Annotated in this window: 18 protein-coding genes; 15 read left to right on the top strand and 3 right to left on the bottom strand. The window is 64.6% G+C overall.

All coding sequences use genetic code 11. The features are described from left to right. Nucleotides 1-318: 318 nt before the first annotated feature. Entirely contained in the window at nucleotides 319-1,221 is a 903-nt protein-coding gene (locus HALO32_RS00920) for a LysR family transcriptional regulator (RefSeq protein WP_151441898.1), read from the bottom strand. A 104-nt stretch (nucleotides 1,222-1,325) separates the two neighbouring features. On the opposite strand from HALO32_RS00920, the gene HALO32_RS00915 reads away from it, so the two are divergent. From HALO32_RS00915 to HALO32_RS00880, 8 genes are all read left to right on the top strand, one after another. Then, nucleotides 1,326-2,444: a muconate/chloromuconate family cycloisomerase gene (locus HALO32_RS00915; protein ID WP_151441897.1), complete on the top strand. Its 1,119-nt coding sequence runs from the start codon at nucleotides 1,326-1,328 to the stop codon at nucleotides 2,442-2,444. 68 nt (nucleotides 2,445-2,512) lie between these two features. Then, complete coding sequence (catC, locus tag HALO32_RS00910; protein WP_151441896.1) at nucleotides 2,513-2,803, top strand: muconolactone Delta-isomerase; 291 nt, start codon at nucleotides 2,513-2,515, stop codon at nucleotides 2,801-2,803. A 66-nt stretch (nucleotides 2,804-2,869) separates the two neighbouring features. After that, complete coding sequence (catA, locus tag HALO32_RS00905; protein ID WP_151441895.1) at nucleotides 2,870-3,844, top strand: catechol 1,2-dioxygenase; 975 nt, start codon at nucleotides 2,870-2,872, stop codon at nucleotides 3,842-3,844. A gap of 80 nt (nucleotides 3,845-3,924) precedes the next feature. Beyond that, nucleotides 3,925-5,304, top strand: a complete 1,380-nt coding sequence (locus HALO32_RS00900; RefSeq protein WP_151441894.1) for a Rieske 2Fe-2S domain-containing protein — start codon at nucleotides 3,925-3,927, stop codon at nucleotides 5,302-5,304. Between the two features lie 30 nt (nucleotides 5,305-5,334). Beyond that, the gene (benB, locus tag HALO32_RS00895; RefSeq protein ID WP_151441893.1) at nucleotides 5,335-5,823 is read left to right on the top strand and encodes a benzoate 1,2-dioxygenase small subunit; all 489 of its coding nucleotides are present in this window, start codon (nucleotides 5,335-5,337) and stop codon (nucleotides 5,821-5,823) included. A gap of 24 nt (nucleotides 5,824-5,847) precedes the next feature. Then, a complete protein-coding gene (benC, locus tag HALO32_RS00890) occupies nucleotides 5,848-6,891 on the top strand; it encodes a benzoate 1,2-dioxygenase electron transfer component BenC (protein ID WP_151441892.1) in 1,044 nt (347 codons plus the stop codon). Further along, nucleotides 6,888-7,688: a benzoate diol dehydrogenase BenD gene (gene benD, locus HALO32_RS00885; protein WP_151441891.1), complete on the top strand. Its 801-nt coding sequence runs from the start codon at nucleotides 6,888-6,890 to the stop codon at nucleotides 7,686-7,688. Before benC ends, benD begins: the two co-directional genes overlap by 4 nt. A gap of 98 nt (nucleotides 7,689-7,786) precedes the next feature. Continuing rightward, nucleotides 7,787-9,046 carry a benzoate/H(+) symporter BenE family transporter gene (locus tag HALO32_RS00880; RefSeq protein ID WP_151441890.1) on the top strand — a complete coding sequence of 420 codons (1,260 nt, stop codon included), beginning with the start codon at nucleotides 7,787-7,789 and terminating at the stop codon, nucleotides 9,044-9,046. Nucleotides 9,047-9,360: 314 nt separating this feature from the next. Here HALO32_RS00880 and HALO32_RS00875 read toward each other — a convergent pair whose 3' ends face one another. Continuing rightward, a complete protein-coding gene (locus HALO32_RS00875; protein WP_151441889.1) occupies nucleotides 9,361-10,260 on the bottom strand; it encodes a LysR family transcriptional regulator in 900 nt (299 codons plus the stop codon). Between the two features lie 195 nt (nucleotides 10,261-10,455). Between HALO32_RS00875 and HALO32_RS00870 the strand changes: the two genes are divergently transcribed. The 7 genes from HALO32_RS00870 (at nucleotide 10,456) to ltrA (ending at nucleotide 17,867) form a co-directional block, all read left to right on the top strand. Beyond that, complete coding sequence (locus tag HALO32_RS00870) at nucleotides 10,456-11,421, top strand: TAXI family TRAP transporter solute-binding subunit (protein ID WP_151441888.1); 966 nt, start codon at nucleotides 10,456-10,458, stop codon at nucleotides 11,419-11,421. A 21-nt stretch (nucleotides 11,422-11,442) separates the two neighbouring features. Continuing rightward, complete coding sequence (locus tag HALO32_RS00865; protein ID WP_151441887.1) at nucleotides 11,443-13,338, top strand: TRAP transporter permease; 1,896 nt, start codon at nucleotides 11,443-11,445, stop codon at nucleotides 13,336-13,338. Next, nucleotides 13,335-14,738, top strand: coding sequence for an acyclic terpene utilization AtuA family protein (locus HALO32_RS00860; RefSeq protein WP_151441886.1), 1,404 nt, complete (start codon nucleotides 13,335-13,337; stop codon nucleotides 14,736-14,738). Before HALO32_RS00865 ends, HALO32_RS00860 begins: the two co-directional genes overlap by 4 nt. After that, complete coding sequence (locus HALO32_RS00855) at nucleotides 14,725-15,075, top strand: AtuA-related protein (RefSeq protein WP_225809617.1); 351 nt, start codon at nucleotides 14,725-14,727, stop codon at nucleotides 15,073-15,075. The genes HALO32_RS00860 and HALO32_RS00855 overlap by 14 nt, the downstream gene beginning before the upstream one ends. A 9-nt stretch (nucleotides 15,076-15,084) precedes the next feature. Continuing rightward, on the top strand, nucleotides 15,085-15,360 hold the full coding sequence (locus HALO32_RS18275; RefSeq protein ID WP_151441885.1) for a diguanylate cyclase domain-containing protein: 276 nt from the start codon (nucleotides 15,085-15,087) through the stop codon (nucleotides 15,358-15,360). Nucleotides 15,361-15,523: 163 nt separating this feature from the next. Continuing rightward, nucleotides 15,524-15,937 carry a phasin family protein gene (locus tag HALO32_RS00845; RefSeq protein WP_151441884.1) on the top strand — a complete coding sequence of 138 codons (414 nt, stop codon included), beginning with the start codon at nucleotides 15,524-15,526 and terminating at the stop codon, nucleotides 15,935-15,937. Nucleotides 15,938-16,478: 541 nt separating this feature from the next. Then, nucleotides 16,479-17,867, top strand: coding sequence for a group II intron reverse transcriptase/maturase (ltrA, locus tag HALO32_RS00840; protein WP_151441883.1), 1,389 nt, complete (start codon nucleotides 16,479-16,481; stop codon nucleotides 17,865-17,867). Nucleotides 17,868-18,323: 456 nt separating this feature from the next. Here ltrA and HALO32_RS00835 read toward each other — a convergent pair whose 3' ends face one another. Beyond that, on the bottom strand, nucleotides 18,324-19,187 hold the full coding sequence (locus HALO32_RS00835) for a YicC/YloC family endoribonuclease (protein ID WP_151441882.1): 864 nt from the start codon (nucleotides 19,185-19,187) through the stop codon (nucleotides 18,324-18,326). Between the last annotated feature and the right edge of the window lie 108 nt (nucleotides 19,188-19,295).

Genomic DNA, 19,295 nt, shown 5'->3' with positions numbered 1-19,295 from the left:
GAGGGCCAGGCTGGTTTTTCTGGTTATCGACGAAGATGAATGATGCGATTTGCCTGCACTTCCTCTTGCGCCCGTTGCTCACGCTGTCCGTGGTGCTGCTGGCCGCCGTCGAGTCGTGCTAGTTGACTGACGACCTGCCCGAGTATGGTACGTCGCTGTTTTCGAGAGCTTCTCACCCAACGCTTTCGCTTTGCGGAGGGGACGCATCGGCGTGCATATCGGCCAGCTGCGGTTGGTCAAGACCTCGGTTCTCGGCTCTCGAATCGAGGCTCTTCCTCAGACTACGGGGACGAAGGTATAGCGCTTGGCACCGGCGCCTCATGGATAGCGCCCGCTGCGGCGGTTCTCCACGAGCACCTCGAGGATAGCGTTGGCGTCGCGCATGATCGGCGAGGGCTCTTCGCCTCGGCGTCGGCTGCACAGCACCGGAGACGTCAAGGTCTTGTCGGCCAGGTAGACGAAGCTCACGCCGTCGCGGCGGACGCGCTTTACCTGCTCCGGTACCAGGCTGATGCCGATCTCCGAGGCCACTAGACCCAGCGCTGTTTGCAGTTCGTTGGCTTCCTGTACCACCTCTACCTTGAGCCCCTGGCGGCGGAACATGCCCAGCATGATATCGGCCATGCTGGGGCGTGGTTTAGCGGGGAACAGGATCAGCGGGTAGCGGGCCAGCTCCACCAGGGTCGGTGTAGTGCTCTCCAGAGGGTGACCACAGGGCACGGCTGCCATGATTGGCTCATCGAACAGCACCTCCTGCTCCACTTCCGGATCATCGATGCGCATTCGTCCGAATCCCATGTCGATCCGACCCGCCTTCAGCGCCTGGATCTGTTGCACCGTCGTCAGCTCCGCCAGGCTCAGCTCGACATTATCCTTTTGTCGTAAGTCGCGGACCAGCAGAGGTAACTGCCCGTAGAACACTGACGGCACGAAACCGATGCCGAACATGACGCGCTTGCTGCGTGCCATGCGCCGAGTGGACTCCAGAGTGGCGTCCAGCTTCTCCAGTATCTGGATGGCATGCTGGTGGAAGAACTGACCCGTCGGAGTCAGGCGTAACCCTCGGGAGCCGCGTTCGAACAGCTCCGCCCCGACTTCTCTCTCCAATTGCTTGATCTGCCTAGATAAAGGGGGCTGTGACATGTGTAGCCGCTCGGCGGCAGATGTCATATTCAACTCTTCGGCGACCACGCAGAAGTACCTGAGATGGCGTAGCTCCATGATACCTCCAGGGTATGGCAGGGCACCCAAACAATATTGGTTGGGATTGCCAGGAGCAATCAGACTTCCCACCAATTACCCGATTGCCAACCCCTGGAGCCCCAATGTCATCGGTTATCGAAACCATCGAGACGCTGCTGGTCGACCTGCCGACCATCCGTCCCCACAAGCTCTCCATGACCACCATGGCCTGCCAGACGATGGTGATCGTACGCATGCGTCACTCCGATGGAGTCGAGGGCCTCGGCGAGGGGACCACCATCGGCGGACTGGCCTACGGCCCCGAGAGTCCCGAGAGCATCAAGCGCAACATCGATACCTACCTGGCACCGCTGCTGATCGGCCAGCCCTCGAACAACATCAATGTGCTGCGTGCCCGCATGAACCACCATGCCCGGGGGAATGCCATTGCCAAGTCAGCGCTGGAAACCGCCCTGCTGGACGCCCAGGGCAAGCGCCTGGGCCTGTCCGTGGCCGAGTTGCTGGGCGGCACTTGCCATTCTCGGCTGCCGGTGCTCTGGACCCTGGCCAGCGGGAATACCGACAAGGACATCGACGAGGCATTGCTGCGTCTGGAGCAGCGTAGCCATTGCGACTTCAAGCTGAAGATTGGCGCCAACCCGGTGGACCAGGACGTGCGTCACGTGGCCGCGATCAAGGAGGCACTGGGCGACCGGGCAAGCGTCCGGGTCGACGTCAACCAGGCCTGGGACGAGTCTACCGCTGTTCGCGGTATCCAGGCCCTGCAGGACGCCGGCATCGCGCTGATCGAGCAGGCCATCCCGGCCCGCGAGCAGGCCGGCCTGATCCGCCTGTCGCAGCGCTTCGAGGTGCCGATGCTGGCCGACGAGGCGGTGCAGGACGCCCGCGACGGGCTCGACCTGGTGTGCGGCGGCTTCAGCGGTGCCTTCGCCCTGAAGATCGCCAAGTCCGGTGGCCTGCAGGGGGCGCTCGAACTGGCCCACCTGGCCAAGGCCGCCGGTGTCGGCCTCTACGGCGGCACCCTGCTCGAGGGCTCCATCGGTACCGCGGCCTCCCTTCACGCCTGGGCGACCCTGCCCGAGATGGCCTGGGGCACCGAAATGTTCGGTCCCCTGCTGCTCAAGGACGACATCGTCGCCGAGCCGCTGAACTACCACGAGTTCGGTGTCGACCTGCCCCAGGGGGCGGGGCTCGGCATCATCCTGGATGAGGACAAGCTGGCGCACTATGCGCGCAAGTAATGCACGCAAGTAAGGCACGCAAGTCAGTCGTTATCGGGCAAGTCCCGAGTAAAGAGGAGGAGAACGTCATGCTGTTTCAAGTGGAAATGACCGTCAAGCTGCCGCCGTCCATGCCGGCCGAACAGGCTGCCGAGATCAAGGCGAACGAGAAGGCCTACGCACAGGAGCTGCAGCGCTCCGGAAAATGGCGCCACCTGTGGCGCGTGGCTGGCAGCTACTCGAATGTCAGCATCTTCGACGTCGAGGATAACGCCGAGCTGCAGGAGCTGGTCAGCAACCTGCCGCTCTTTCCCTACATGGAGATCAGCGTCAAGCCGCTGTGTCGCCACCCGTCCTCCATCCGCGAGGACGACGCCTGAGTCACGGATGAAGCACGCCAGTTCCCGTTCACGGGACTTCACCAGAGAAAGAATGAGGACAAGACCATGACCGTGAAGATATTCGACACTCCCGAGGTTCAGGACTTCCTGAACACCGTCGCCGGCTTCGACCAGGCCGGTGGCAACGAGCGCGCCAAGCAGATCATGCACCGCCTGCTTTCCGACCTCTTCCGCCTGATGGATGACTATGACGTCAGCGCCGAAGAGTTCTGGTCCGCCGTCAGCGTACTCAACGCGCTGGGCAACGGCACCCAGTTCGGCCTGCTGGCCCCGGGGCTGGGCTTCGACCACTACCTGGATCTTCGCATGGACGCCGCCGATCGCGAGCGCGGCCTGACCGGTGGTACCCCACGCACCATCGAGGGCCCGCTCTATGTGGCCGGTGCCCCGGAGGCCGAGGGCTTCGCGCGCATGGACGACGGTCAGGACCAGGACGGCGAGGCCATGTGGCTGACCGGCCAGGTGCGCGACGTCGACGGCAACCCCGTCGCCGGCGCCAAGGTCGAGATCTGGCACGCCAACTCCAAGGGCGGCTACTCCTTCTTCGACCCGACACAGTCGGATTACAACCTGCGCCGCACCATCTTTACCGATAGTGAAGGGCGCTACACCGCGCGCAGCATCATCCCCTCCGGCTACGGCTGCCCGCCGGACAGCCCGACCCAGCAGGTACTCGACCTGCTCGGCCGTCACGGCCAGCGCCCGGCGCACATCCACTACTTCATCTCCGCCCCGGGCCACAAGCACCTGACCACCCAGATCAATTTGGCCGGCGACCCCTACACCTTCGACGACTTCGCCTTTGCCACCCGCGAGGAGCTGGTGGTGCCGGCTGAACGCATCGAGGACCCGGATGAGATCGCCAACCGCGGCATGGACGGTCCCTTCTCCGCGGTGGTGTTCGACGTCGAGCTGGCCAGGACCGACGATCCCGAGCTACAGCATCGCCACGCCCGCCCGCGGGCCAAGGAAGACGAGCAGGACCAGCACAGCCAGCTGGCCGGCACCGCCAAGGTCTGAATGGCACCCCATCCCTTGATGCCGGCGGGCACCCTCTGGGCCCGCCGGACCCAGACGACAACAACGCGAGGATCTGGATCATGACCACCCAGCTTGACCAACTCGAACAACGCGTCCGCGGCGCCGTCGTCGACGACGTCGACAACGGCATCTTCCGCTGCCACCGCAGCATGTTCACCGACCCGGCCTTCTTCGACCTGGAGATGAAACACATCTTCGAGGGCAACTGGCTGTTCCTGGCCCACGAGAGCCAGATCAGCGAGCCGGGCGACTACTACACCGTGACCATGGGCCGCCAGCCGGTGGTCATCACCCGCGACAAGGCTGGCGAGCTGCACGGCCTGATCAACGCCTGCGCCCACCGTGGCGCCACCCTGTGCCGTCGCAAGCAGGGCAACAAGGGCACCTTCACCTGCCCCTTCCACGGCTGGACCTTCAAGAACGACGGCACGCTGCTCAAGGCCAAGAACGAGAAGAACGGCGCCTACCCGGAAGGCTTCAAGCAGGAAGGCTCCCACGACCTCAAGCGCCTGCCGCGCTTCGCCAACTACAAGGGCTTCCTGTTCGGCAGCCTGAGCGATGACGTCCAGCCGCTCGAGGAGTACCTGGGCGAGACGATGAAGGTCATCGACAACATCGTCGATCAGGCGCCGGAAGGCCTGGAGATCCTGCGCGGCACCTCGTCGTACACCTACAACGGCAACTGGAAGCTGCAGGCCGAGAACGGTGCCGACGGCTACCACGTCAGCTCCGTGCACTGGAACTACGCCTCGACCATGGAGCGTCGCAACTACGACGCCGGCGGCACCAAGGCGGTGGACGCCGACGGCTGGTCGAAGAGCCAGGGCGGCTTCTACTCCTACGAGAATGGCCACATGATGCTGTGGACCCGGCTGCTCAACCCCGAGGTGCGCCCGGTCTACACCCGCAAGGACGAGATCGAAGCCGAACTCGGCGAAGCCCGGGCCGACTCCATCGTCAACCAGACCCGCAACCTCTGCCTCTACCCCAACGTCTACCTGATGGACCAGTTTTCCACGCAGATCCGCGTGCTGCGCCCGCTGTCCGTCGACAAGACCGAAGTCACCATCTACTGCTTCGCCCCCAAGGGCGAGTCCGCGGAGAACCGCCGCGTGCGCATCCGCCAGTACGAGGACTTCTTCAACGTCTCGGGCATGGGCACGCCGGACGACCTCGAGGAATTTCGCGCCTGCCAGGACGGCTACAACGGCGCGAATGCCGAGTGGAACGACCTCTCCCGCGGCGCCAAGCAGTGGATCGAGGGCGCCGACGACAACGCCCAGGCGATCGGCATGAAGCCGCTGATGAGTGGTGCCTCCCCGGAAGACGAGGGCCTCTACGTGCTGCACCACCAGCACTGGGTCGAGGAGATGCTGCGCGCCATCGACAAGGAACGCAGCCAGTTTATCGCCACCGAACGTGCGACCGAGAGTGCCTAAGCGCGCCCGACCGAGAAGGGGAGAACAGACATGAGTATCAGCTATCACGCTATCCAGGCCTTCCTGTACCGCGAGGCACGCCTGCTCGACGACCGCCAGTGGGACGAATGGCTGGAGTGCTACCGCCAGGACGCCGAGTTCTGGATGCCGGCCTGGGACGACGACGACGAGCTGACCCGCGACCCGCAGTCCGAGATCTCGTTGATCTACTACCCGAACCGCGAAGGGCTCGAGGACCGGGTCTACCGGATCAAGACCGAGCGCAGCGGGGCGAGCACGCCGGAGCCGCGCACCACCCACCAGATCACCAACCTCGAAATCCTCGAGGAGGACGGTGACCGGGTGGAACTGCGCTTCAACTGGCACACCCTGAGCCATCGCTACAAGAAGACCGACAGCTACTTCGGCAGCGCCTTCTACACCCTGGACGTGTCGGGAGAGACGCCGCTGATCACCAGAAAAGTCGTGCAACTCAACAACGACTACATCCACCAGGTCATCGACATCTATCACATCTGACCGGGTGCGGGAGGAGATTCGACCATGAGCTATACCATTGCCCTCAACTTCGAGGATGGCGTCAGCCGTTTCATCGGCTGCAAGGAAGGGGAAACGGTCCTCGACGCCGCCTACCGGCAGAAGGTCAACCTGCCGATGGACTGCTCCGACGGCGTCTGCGGTACCTGCAAGGGACACTGTGAACAGGGCGACTTCGATTTGGGCGACGAGTATCTGGAGGAAGCGCTCTCCGACGAGGAAGCCGCCGAAGGCCAGGTGCTGACCTGCCAGATGGTGCCGTCCTCGGACTGCGTTATCCAGATCCCGGTGGATTCCACACTCTGCAAGACCCAGGTTGGCAGGCTTGAGGGCACCCTGGCCGTGGTCGAGGAACTTTCTGAGGACAGCATCGAACTGGGCGTGGACCTGGACGACGAGGCTGCGTTGGCCTTCCTGCCGGGGCAGTACATCCATATCGATGTGCCCGGCACCGAGGAGCACCGCTCCTATTCCTTCAGCTCGAAGCCTGGCGAACGGCGTGCGACCTTTCTGATCCGCAATATCCCCAATGGGGTGATGAGCGGCTATCTGACCGAGCGCGCCGAGGTTGGTGACCGGCTGGCTCTCACCGGTCCGATGGGCAGCTTTTACCTGCGCGAGATCACCCGTCCGGTGCTGATGTTGGCCGGTGGTACCGGCCTGGCCCCCTTCCTTTCCATGCTGGAATTGCTGGTCCAGAAGCGGGCAGAAGGGACGACATCCGAGCAGCCGATTCATCTGATTTACGGCGTCAACAAGGACGACCACCTGGTCAAGGTCGACGCCCTGGAGCATTTCGCGGCGGAGCTGCCGAACTTCACCTACTCCACCGTGGTGGTGGATGAGACAAGCGAGCATCCGCGCAAGGGCTATGTGACCCATCACATGGATGCCGAGGTGATGCACGACGGCGATATCGACGTCTACCTGTGCGGGCCGCCCCCGATGGTCGATGCCGTGCTCAAGCACTTCGACAAGGAAGGCATTGTGCCGCAGAGCTTCCACTACGAGAAGTTCACCCCCAACCAGGCACCGGGAGAGGCGACATGACGTCACAACGCTTCGACGGCTCACGTTTTACGGGGCGGGTGATGGTGATCACCGGCGCAGCCCAGGGCATCGGCCAGCGGGTCGCCGAGCGGGCCGCCGCCGAAGGTGCCCGCCTGGCCCTGGTGGATCGTGCCGACCTCGTCCATGAGGTGGTGGCGGGGCTTGCCGAGCAGGGCGTGGACGCCATCGCCCTGCAAGCCGACCTCGAGACCTGGGAGGGGGCCGAGCAGGTGATGGCCCGCACGGTGGAGCACTTCGGTCGGATCGACATCCTGATCAACAACGTGGGCGGCGCGATCAACTTCAAGCCGTTCACCGAGTTTACTCAGGCCGAGATCGCCGCCGAGGTTCAGCGCTCGCTGATGCCCACCCTGTGGTGCTGCCGGGCGGTGCTGCCGACCCTGGTGGCGCAAGGCGGAGGCGTGATCGTCAACGTCTCCTCGGTGGCGACCCGAGGTATCCACCGGATCCCGTACTCGGCGGCCAAGGGTGGCGTCAATGCGCTGACCGAGTCCCTGGCCTTCGAATACGCCGAGCACGGTATACGCGTGACGGCCGCCGGCATTGGCGGGACTGAGGCGCCGCCGCGGAAGATCTCCCGCGGTACCCCGGAACCTCGCAACGAGACGGAGCAAGCCTGGTTCCAGGCGCATATCGATCAGACCAAGCAGAGCTGCCTGATGAAACGCTACGGCACCCTGGACGAGATGGCTGCGCCGATCCTGTTCCTGGCCTCTGACGAGGCGAACTACATCACCGGCAGCGTGCTGCCGGTGGGCGGCGGCGACCAGGGCTGAATCCTGCGCCAGGGCGGCCTCCGTGCCGCCGGCTCGCCTTGCCTCCTGACCATCCGTGGCTTCCGACAGCAACGACAACAAGCCCCCTGGAGCACAGAATGAGACACCTCGAGAAAGGCGCTGGCCTCGCGTCAGCGCCGCGGGACTTCCTGCGCGACCTTAATGCCGACAATCTCAGCGCCGGCGTGGTCGCCGGCATCTTCGGCCTCAGCGCCGGCATCATCCATATCAGCGCCGGCACCGCGGCGGGGCTGCCCAAGGATTTCACCCTGCTGTGGGTGATCAGCTACCTCTTCATCAACGGCCTGTTCGGCCTGATCCTGCCGGCCTATTACCGTCTTCCCCTGCCGGTGGCCAACTCCATTCCCGGCGCCTTGCTGTTCGCCGCCATCGTCCCCGTGGTGGGGCTCAACGAGGCCCTGGGGGCGACGCTGATGGCGGGCGCCATCTCGGTGGTGGTGGCCCTGGCCGGCTGGATGAGCCTGGTGATGCGACTGATCCCCATGCCGATCGTCATGGGCATGGTGGCCGGCGTGCTGCTCAAGTTCGGCACCAACATGGTGATGCCCCTGCAGAACGCCCTGATACCGGCGGTGGTGATGATCCTGGCCTTCTTCCTCTCGGCGCGCTTCCTGCGTCGGATACCTCCGCTGGTGGCCACTCTGGTGATGGGCGTGCTCTACATGGCGCTCTCCGGGGCTGACTTCTCAAGCGTGGAGTTCTCCTTCCGCATGCCCGAGTTCATCGTGCCGGCCTTCTCCATGGACGCCTTCCTGGCCTACGGCCTACCGCTGGCACTGATTTTGGTGGGCATGGAAACGCCCGCCGGCGTTGGGCTGGTCAAGGGCATGGGCTACAAGGAGGCGCCGGCCAATGCCATCACCTTCGTCGGCGGCATCGGCACCATGGTGTCGGCCTTCTTCAATCTCCACAGCACCTGCATCGCCGCGCCGATGACCGGCATCTGCTCTTCCCCCGAAGCGGGAATCCATGACAAGCGCTGGGTGGCAGCGGTGATCGTCGGTATCATCTTCGTGGTCTGCGCACCCTTCTACGGCTTCGTGTTCAGCCTGATCGAGGCGATGCCGAGCTACTTCATCGCCATCATCGCAGGCCTGGCGTTGCTGCGGGTGATCAGCTCGGCGATGCATATCACCTTCTCCGGCAAGCATGAGGTAGGGGCGATGTTCTCCTTCTTGATCGCGGTGTCGGGTCTGCAGATCTTCGGCATCGGTGCTTCCTTCTGGGCGCTGATCCTTGGGGCGCTGATCTCGATGCTGGTTGAGTTCCGGGACTTCGACTTCTCCCAGGAGCGCGAGGCCCTGCGCAAGCGCTTCCCGGCAAAGAGTGCCGGCTGACCGGTAACGCCGGCGCTCAGGCGTCGGCGCGCTGGCATGACTTTTTTCCTCCTTGGCCCGTGTCTGCTTTGGCAGCACGGGCCCTTTTAGTCCGGTCATTACTTCGGTTCCGCCGTACCTGGCTCTTATCCTTTCGTAGCAATCTTTGCCCTCTGGAGAGTTGAGTCGATGACCAGGAAGTGGCCCCTGCCTTGGGGTGATCCTACCCAGCATTGGTGGACACCGATCTGAGCGATCATTGGGGACCCGGCAGTGAGGCAACAAGGTTTTACCTTGGACTCTCTTCAGCGGACCCGCACACAAGACGCACTAGTTCAGGCGTCCGTTATACGGGCGGCTTCGATGATCATCTCGCGAAGGGCCACCGCAGCGGTGGAGAGAGCATGCCGGCGGCGCTGGACGATGCCGAGGGGGCGACTCACGTCGGGAGATTCCAGCGGTCGGTAGTCGATGCCGTGGCCGGCGATCTGGCGGAAGCTGAGCTTCGGCAGGACGCTGATGCCCACCCCGGCCGCCACCATGCGCCCCACGGTGGCGATCTGGCTGGCATCGCAGATGATATCGAGTGGCTGACCCACCTCGGCCATGATGCGGTCGATATCCTGCCGCGAGCTGGAGAGCCGGTTGATGCCGATGAAAGGATGGCCGGCCAGTTGGTGCCAGGTGACCTGGGGTCGTTCAAGCAGCGGGTGACCCAGTGGGCAGACGGCCACGTAGCGATCCTCCAGTACCGGCTCGAAAGCGAGATCCTCGGAATCGATGGGCGGCACCGAGAGCCCCAGGTCGGCACGCCCTTCGCGCACCATCGTGTTCACCTGCTCGGCGAGCACGTCGTGCAGGGCAAAGTTGATACGTGGATAGCGGGCGTGGAAGGCGGCGATGACGCCCGGCAGCAGGCCGGCGGCCAGGGTAGGCAGTGCCGCGACCGTGACCTTGCCGCGCTTCTTCGAGAACAGCTCGTCAAGATCCTCGAAGGCATCGGTCCAGTCATGCAGCAGGCGGATTGCCACCGGCAGGAAGGCTTCGCCCTCCGGGGTGAGGGTGAGCTGGCGGGTGCTGCGCGAGAACAGGGCACCGCCCACCGTCTCCTCCAGTTTACGCAGGGCTATCGAGATAGCCGGCTGGGAGAGGTGGATGCGCTCGCTGGCCTCGGCCAGGCTGCGCGACTGTGCCACCGCGACGAAGGCGTCGAGCTGTCGGATGCTAGGGTTCATTTAGAAAGTAAAACAGAATTTAAAAACAATTCAATGTACAAAATTTAGATCGGCAACCACGCTGCATCGAGTGGCGCTCTTGCGACGCACCTTCCTGAAGCGCTGCCGGGTGGATCGTGCACCGTCACGAGACGCTGTTTCACCTCATGATTTATCACAACAACAAGCCCGCGACCGGGCCAGGAGCCAACCACCATGAAAACGCTGCTTACCGCCGTGGCCGCCAGTGCCGCACTTCTCGCCGCCGCTTCCGCCCCCGCCCAGGAGCGCCTGCTGATCGGCTCGACCTCCAGCTCGTCGAGCCACTACGGTTACTTCGTGGCGGTCAATCAGATCATCAACAGCGAGCTCGAAGGCGTCAGCTCCTCCGTCGCCGAGACCGGTGCCACCGTCGATAACCTGCGCCGGCTCAGCCGCGACCAGATGGACATGGGGCTGGTGACCACCAACACCGGCTATCACGCCTACGCCGGCCAGGGCGATTTCGAGGAGCGTCCGGTGGATACGCGACTGCTGTGGGTCTACACCGTGGCGCCGCAGAACGTGGTGATGCGGGAGGATGCCGGGGTCGAGAGCATGCAGGAACTGGACGGGGTGCGCCTCAACCCGGGCATCACCGGCTCGGCTACCGAGAGCACCACCGAGGCGGTCATGAAGACCCTGGGAATCACCCCCGACTACGTGCGTGGCTCGACCACCGACGTGGTCGACTCCATCAAGGACGGGCGGATCGCCGGCTACGTGAAGTCCGGCGTGGGCAATCGCCTGGACGGTTCGACCATGGATATCGCCACCTTCACGCCGATCAATGTGCTGTCGCTCACTGACGAGCAGGCCGATACCCTGCGCAGCGAGATGCCTGATATCGCGGTCGTGGACATTCCCGAGGGCGCCGCCGACGGCATCCCGGCCTTCACCACCTGGGCCTTCGGCGTGGCCGTTCACGCGCATCCGGACATGGATGAAGAGACCGCCTACCAGATCGTCAAGGCGGTGATGGAGAATCCCGAGCCCCAGGCCAACGCCTTCTCGGCGATCAAGGATGCCGACATGGCGCAGATGACCCTCGATGTCGGGACCGTCCCGCTGCATGCCGGCGCCGCACGCTACTTCGAAGAGCAGGGTATGGAAATCCCGGATGCTCTGCAGCCCGCCGAATAACGGCCGTCGAAGGAGCTTTCCGTGCGCGAGCATCTGACCCGGGGGCTGGCCCTCACGCTGGGTGGGCTGATTCTGTACACCGCCGCCACTGGCCCCTTCGAGAGCTTGATCCAGCGCAGCATCTTCCTTGCGCTGGTGATCCTGCTGGGGCTGACGGTCTATCCGCTGGGGGCCGGCAAGCGCTGGCGTCCCCTGGGCATCGCCCTCGATCTCGTCCTGGCGGTGGGTGCCGTGCTCGCCTGTGGCTACGTGGCGATGAATGCCGAGCGCATCCTGGTGGAGCTGCCCTGGGCATCGACCCGCGACATGCTCTTCACCGGGGTGCTGCTGGTGGCGATCCTCGAGCTGTCGCGGCGCGCCATCGGCCTGATCTTTCCGCTGCTGGTGGTGGCCGGCCTGGGCTATGCCTGGTTCGGCGCCGCCATTCCCGGCCCGCTGGGGCACCGCGGCTTCGACCTGGTCTACATCACCGAGACCATCTACCTCGGTGATCTCGGGGTCTGGGGCATGCTGGTGGGCGTGGCCGCGACCACCATTGCTGCCTTCGTGCTGTTCGGCAGCCTGTTGCTGCACACGGGCGGCGGTCAGACCTTCATGGATCTGGCACTGCGCATCAGCGGCCGTTCGCCAGGCGGGGCCGCCAAGGTGGCCACGGTCGCCTCGGGGCTCTTCGGCATGGTCAGTGGCAGCGCGGTGGCCAACGTGGCCACCACCGGCAACTTCACCATTCCCATGATGAAGCGGCTTGACTACCCACGGCCCTTTGCCGCCGCCGTGGAGGCCGTGGCCTCGACGGGTGGTCAGATCGCGCCGCCTATCCTCGGTGCGGCGGCCTTCATCATGGCCGAGATCCTCGGCGAGAGTTACCTGCGCATCGCCCTGGCGGCGCTGCTGCCGGCGATCCTGTTCTACCTGGGGGTCTTCCTGACCATCCATCTGGTCGCGCAGCGGCGCAACCTGCGTGTGGTGCCGGCCGATGAGTTGCCCGGCTGGCGCGACGTGCTGCGCCCCGAGCGCATCGTGCCGATCCTCGCGGCACTGGGCGGGCTCTTCTTCGGCGTGCTCAACGGGCGTTCCATCCAGCTTTCGGCCTTCTACGGCATCATGATGACGGTGTTCACCTTCGTGCCCTTTGCCCTGCTGGCAAGAACGCCATTAGAGGAGATCCTCGGCAAGCTGCTGTCGGGCTTGATGGATGCCGGCAGAGGCATGGTGATCATCGGCGTGCTGCTGGCCGGGGCGCAGATCCTGGTGGCGATGATCGGCATGACCGGTATCGGCGTGACGCTCGCCAGCCTGATCGTCAACGTCGGCGGCGAGTCGCTGTTCCTGGTGGCGGGCATCGTGGGCGGCGTGTGCTTGATCCTGGGCATGGGCATTCCCACGACTGCGGCCTACGTGCTGGTGGCCTCGGTGCTGGCACCGGCGCTGACCACCATCGGCGTGGAGCCGCTCATCGCGCATCTCTTCGTGTTCTACTTCGCAACCCTCTCGGTCATCACTCCGCCGGTGTGCGTGGCGGTGTTTGTCGCCTCGGGTATCGCCGGCACCAACTGGCTACCGGCGGCCGGTGAGGCCGTGCGCCTGGCGGCGGCGATCTACGTCATTCCCTTTCTGCTGCTGATCTATCCGGCGCTGGCCGGCTTCAGTGGGGCGGTTGATATCGCGCTGGCGATCTGTCAGGGCGTGGTCTTCGTGATCGCCTTCGCCTCGCTGATGTCACGCGTGGCGATAACCGGCAACCGTGCCCTGGATATCATCGGTCTGATCGTGGTGATCGGCCTGGCACTGACGCCGGGCTGGCTGACGACGGTAGCGGCACTGCTGGCACTGGCGGGGATGTATGCGCTGCGACGGCGTCGGTCGATATCTGCTGGCCCCTCGCGCGATATGTCCGCCAAGGAGACATCCCCATGACCTTTCTGCTGGGCAGCGGTGCCGGGTTTTCCGGTGACCGCACCGATGCGGCGATTCCCGTGGTGGCCGAGCTGATCCGCCGTGGCCAGCCCGCCGCGCTGCTCTTCGAGACCCTGGGGGAACGAACCCTGGCCGCCGCCCACCGGGCACGGCATGACGATCCCGACGCCGGCTTCGAGCCGCTGCTCGACGAACTGCTGGAGCCTGTGCTCGATGACTGCCTGGCCAATGGCATCGCTATCCTCGGCAACTTCGGTGCCGCCAACCCGGCAGGCGCCTGCGAACGGGTCCGCGCGCTTGCCCAGGGGGCAGGGCGAGCCGATATCCGCATCGGTCACGTGCAGGGCGACGATATCCGCTCGCGCCTCTCCCGTATCGATCTGCAGCGCTGGGAGGGGGAGAGCGGCGAGATGCCGGGTGAGGAGGCGCTGATCTCGGCCAACGTCTACCTCGGCGCTGCGCCCCTGGTCGAGGCGCTGGCCCTGGGTGCCGAGGTGGTCGTGACCGGTCGCGTGGCCGACCCGTCGCTGTTCCTGGCCCCGCTGATGCACTACTTCAGCTGGGCCTGGGACGATTGGGACCGCCTGGCGGCGGGCACGATGGCAGGGCACCTGGGCGAGTGCGGGTCCCAGGTGAGCGGCGGCTACTTCGCCGACCCTGGCTTGAAGGACGTGCCCGACCTGGCCACGGTGGGCTATCCCATCATCGAGGTGGAAGAGGACGGCAGCCTTGTGGTGACCAAGCCGCCCGGCACTGGCGGCTGCGTGACCGAGCACACGGTGAAGGAGCAGTTGCTGTACGAGGTCCACGACCCGGGCGGCTACCTGACGCCGGACGTGATCGTGGATCTCTCCGGCGTCAGGGTTTACGAGATCGGTCCCGACCGGGTCGCGGTCAGCGGCATCCGCGGCAGGCCGGCGCCGGAGCGGCTCAAGACCACCGTGTGCTACGCGGGCGGTTGGCAGGGAGAAGCCGAGATCTCCTACGCCGGCCCCAATGCGTTCGCCAGAGCGCAGCTGGCGGCCGAGGTGCTTCGCGAACGGCTCACCTTTCGCGCGCCCCCCGAGTTACGCTCGCGGTTCGACATCATCGGGCACACCAGCGTCTTCGACAGCGATACCGGCGACCTGCAGCGGCAGACGGCAGGGCAGGAGAGCGGCGATTACCGACTGCGGCTCGCCGTGGGGCACGCCGAGCGGCGCTGGGTGGAACGCGCGACTCAAGAGCTGCTGGCGCTCTACTGCGCCGGCCCGGCCGGCGGGGGCGGGGTGCGCCGTCAGTTCCAGCGACGGATCTGCACGGCCTCCTACCTGGTCCAGCGCAGCGACGTCGAGGCCTTCGCCACCCTGTATGGCACCCCGATGAATGACGACAGGAGTCACGACCATGGCGCCCAGTGATGATGTGAAGATGATGTCGCTGCACCGCCTGGCGCATGCCCGTGCCGGCGACAAGGGCGAGCGGCTTAACCTGGCGCTGTTCGCCTATGACCCACGTCATTACGATATCCTGCTCGCTCAGATCACCGAGGATCGGTTGCAGGCGCTGTTCGCCCACCGCGGCGTCAGCCGGGTGCGGCGCTATCCGCTGCCGGGTCTCGCCGGCATGAACCTGGTGCTCGACGATGTGCTGCAGGGCGGGGTCAATGGGGCGCTGAACCTGGACGGTCACGGCAAGACGCTCTCCTTTCTGTTGCTCGGCATGGCGATCGCCGTGCCGGCGACGCTCGAGGGATGAACGGAACGGATGTCGGGCTCAAGGACGGACTTACGCCTCTTCCTGTTTCGCGGTGTTCTCATTTTGCCCGGCCTTGGTCGGGGCGATGTCGTCACGGATCTTTCCGTTGCGGAAGGCCACGCCATGGCTCGGTTATCGGGATCAATGGCGACGGCTAGTGTGGGGGTGGCCTCCTATCCCGAACACGGCGCCTTGGTCGAAGCACTTCTCGACCGGGCTGACAATGCCATGTATGTCAGCAAGGCTTCGGGCGGCAATCGCGTTTCGGGCCAGGCAGTGGCCTGAGCTCAGGCATCGTCGCAAAGAAGAGTGAGGAGGGATCCCATGGCGGCCTTTCCTGCCGGGTGCTCATTACTGGAATTATGTTGCACTGCACAAAAATCCCTGTTAGTGTGCACAACATCAGAGCGGGGATCTCCCGTTCGTTCAGAACCCGGAGGTTCTTCAGATGAGCAACTTTAACTTCGACACCAAGCAGTTCGAGACCATGATGTTCGGCCCGGCGCGTGCTTACGCTGCCCTGTCCGTCGACTTCACCGAGAAGCTGGTCAACGCTCAGCTTGACGCCGCCAAGTCCTATACCGACACCAACCTGTCGCAGCTGCGCAGCCTGATGGAAGTCAAGGATGCCGAAGGCCTCAAGAGCTACATGGAAGGCCAGCAGCAGGTCGCTACGGAACTGACCGAGCGCCTGAAGGCAGACACCGAGAAGGTTGTCGCCCTGCAGCAGGACTTCGCCAAGGATAGCCAGAAGCTGACCGAAGAGAACGTCCAGAAGGCCCAGGAAGGCATCAAGGAAACCACCGAGACCGCCACCAAGGCCGTCAAGGAAGCGGCTCCCAAGGCTGCCAAGACCGCCTAATTAGGGCTACCCGCCGGCCTACGCCGGCAGGACGCGATACCCGAGGCCACCGATCCATGATCGGTGGCCTTTCGCATGGTGCGCCAGGCATGGCGCGCAGCGCCTGACTGGCGCTGTTCCCGAGGGTGGTGCCTCGGGATGACTTGGGGGTGAAAGTCCCCTGCACGCCCGGCAAGGGGAAGTGCTAGCCAACGGCAAGGGTGTCTCCCGCGAGGGGGAATCCGAAGGAAGCCCGAGGCAAAACGCTGGCCTGACGAACAGGAAGCGGATACGAGGCGGCATGGCGGGGTGAGATGGCCATGTTCATCGAAGCCCAATACTTGCACGGAACGCCATGACGTAGATCCGACAGGCATAAGCGGGAAGGTCGCGCGTCTTACCCTGGGAGGTCTGGTGGTCCGCCACGGTGCTACCGGCGTCGAGAGGCGACGGGATGGGCCACCAGACGTCAGCAGAGGCCATAGTAAGTGCCGGTTCACCCCGGCACCAAGGGCCGAACATGAAGAACCGCGAGTAGGCGATGACGTCTCGAGGATCGATCATGAAGACAGACCCTGACGCTAATACCGTCACTCACCCAGAGGGGCAGGGGCGGAACCCCGAGTCCCGGCCGGTGAGCGTCGAGACGGTCCCGGCGTCGTCATCGTGGACGAAAGCGGAGCCCGCCTCGCTCATGGAGGCGGTTACCGCCTCGCAGAACATGCAGCAGGCTTACCGTAAGGTGGTCGCCAACCAGGGCGCACCGGGTGCCGACGGCATGACGGTGCAACAGTTGGCGGATCACCTGAAACAGCACTGGCCGACGCTGCGCGAGCGGCTGCTGGCCGGTGAGTACCACCCCAGCCCAATCCGAGCCGTCGAGATCCCCAAGCCCAAGGGCGGGACCCGACAGCTCGGCATCCCCACGGTCACCGACCGGCTGATCCAGCAGGCGCTGCTGCAGGTGCTGACGCCGCGCTTCGATCTGGGATTCTCCGAATCAAGCTACGGCTACCGCCCGCAACGCAGTGCCCAGCAGGCCGTCTCGGCCATGAAGGCCCACGTCACTGCCGGCCACCGCTGGGTGGTCGACCTCGACCTGGAAGCCTTCTTCGACCGAGTGAACCACGACCTGCTGATGGCACGGGTCGCGCGCCGCGTCCGCGACACGCGGGTTCTGCGCCTGATCCGTCGCTATCTGGAAGCCGGTATGTTCCAGCATGGCCTGACCACGCCACGCAAGCAGGGTACGCCCCAGGGCGGGCCGTTAAGCCCGCTGCTGGCGAACATCCTGCTGGACGACGTGGACAAGGAACTGGAGCGCCGGGGCCACCGCTTCTGCCGCTATGCCGACGATGTGCAGGTGTACGTCAAGAGTCGGCGGGCGGGTGACCGCGTCATGGCCAGCCTGAGTGATTTTCTCGAGAATTCGCTCCGGCTGACGGTCAATCGCGACAAGAGTGCGGTGGATCGGCCTTGGAACCGAGGATACCTGGGCTACACGCTGACTCGGCACAAGCTGGCACGGCTGACCATCACCAAGGCCAGTATGCAGCGCATAATGCAGCGACTCCGCGAGATCCTGAAACGCGGCAGAGGGCGTAACATCCGACGCGTCATCGAAGAGCTGACCCCCGTCCTGCGGGGCTGGGCCAGCTACTTCTCCCTCGTCGATGTGAGACGCCCGCTGGAAGCGCTGGATCGATGGATACGCCGCCGACTGCGCTGCCTGATCTGGCGGCAGTGGAAACGGCCAAGGACCCGACGCCGGAAGCTTCTGGCGCTAGGTCTGAACGAGCATCGTGCCTGGAAATCAGCGGGGAATGGACGAGGCCCTTGGTGGAACGCAGGTGCTCTGCATATACGCCATGCCTTGCCCAACCGCTGGTTCGCCCAGCAGGGGATGATCTCGGTACTCGATACGGCAAGAGGGCTTAGTCGTTCTTCGTGAACCGCCGTGGTACGGAACCGTATGCCCGGTGGTGTGAGAGGACGGGGGAGGCAACTCCCCCTCCTACTCGATCAGGGATGGCAATGGCTGGATGGGGTCTGTCAGCCGTGAATCATTGGGGAGGAGCCGAGGCTCACGCTTTGGCCTCCAGACGGCGTACTTCATCGCTACACCGCATTGCAGAGATCTCGCCTGGTACTCGATCAGTAGCTGACCCAAGTTAAGGACGCGGGTTCGGCTCGCTAAGTAAACTTGCGTTTTCCATGTTACGCCAAGGATGGTGGGCCCTGTTTCTCGCTTCGCCCCGGTCTGCGCCGGGGCGATCTCTTTCCGCGTCGACACCGTCGTGCTGGTTCAGGGGCTTAAGCTAGTTTTCGTAGACATCCATAGGACAACCTATGCCACATATTTCATAGAAAACAATAAGATATGGATGATGATGGAAGTCCGTAGACATCACTCGATGTTCTGGATCTGCTCGCGCATCTGCTCGATCAGCACCTTGAGCTCCACGGCGCAGCGGGTGGTGGCGGCCACCACCGACTTGGACGACAGGGTATTGGCCTCGCGGTTGAGCTCCTGCATCAGGAAATCCAGGCGCCGCCCCACCGGGCCTGGTTGGCCGAGCTGGCGCGCCACCTCGGCGACGTGAGTGGTCAGGCGGTCGAGCTCCTCGTCGACGTCGGCCTTCTGGGCGAGCAGCACCAGCTCGGCCTCCAGCCGCTGGGGCTCCAGCTCGGCACGTATCGCTTCCATCCGCTCCAGCAGCTGAACCCGCTGGCGTTCGAGGATATGCGGCATCAGCCGGTGCACCTCGGCCACCTGGGCGTTCACTGCGATCAGCCGCTCGCGGATCAGTGCAGCGAGCTTCTCGCCCTCCCGGGCACGGCCGGCGACAAGGTCGTCCAGGGCAGCCTGAAACAGCGCCAGCGCCTCCTGCTTGACGGCCGCCATGTCGGGACCTCGACGGTCCAGCACGCCGGGGTGGTCGAGCAGGCTCAGGGCATCGGGCATGGTGGCCTCCGGCACGCTTTCGCGGACCTCCCCCAGGGCCGTGGCCAGCGCGGCAAGGCGTCGACGGTCGACGCTCAGTGCCGCCTCGTTGCCGGTGGGCTCGAAGCGCAGCGTGCATTCGACCTTGCCCCGGGCCAGGCGATTGCGCAGGGCCTCGCGGAACATCGGCTCCAGGTCGCGCAGCGCCTCCGGCAGGCGGAAGTGGGGTTCGAGGTAGCGCTGATTCACCGAGCGCAGCTCGATCTGCAGGCTGCCGGCCGCGGTGTCGCTATCCTGGCGTGAAAAGGCGGTCATGCTGTGGGCCATGGTGCCTCCCGTTGCGCCGTGATCTCTCTGGGCCGGCAGTGTAACCGATTCCCCGCCCAGACCGTGTAGATCAGAGCGTGTAGAATGGCCCCCTTCCATCACGTGACG

This window comes from Halomonas lysinitropha (assembly GCF_902500215.1).
Classification (GTDB): domain Bacteria; phylum Pseudomonadota; class Gammaproteobacteria; order Pseudomonadales; family Halomonadaceae; genus Halomonas; species Halomonas lysinitropha.
Note: the sequence above shows the minus strand (reverse complement) of the source record. Positions and strands in the feature narration are given on the sequence as shown.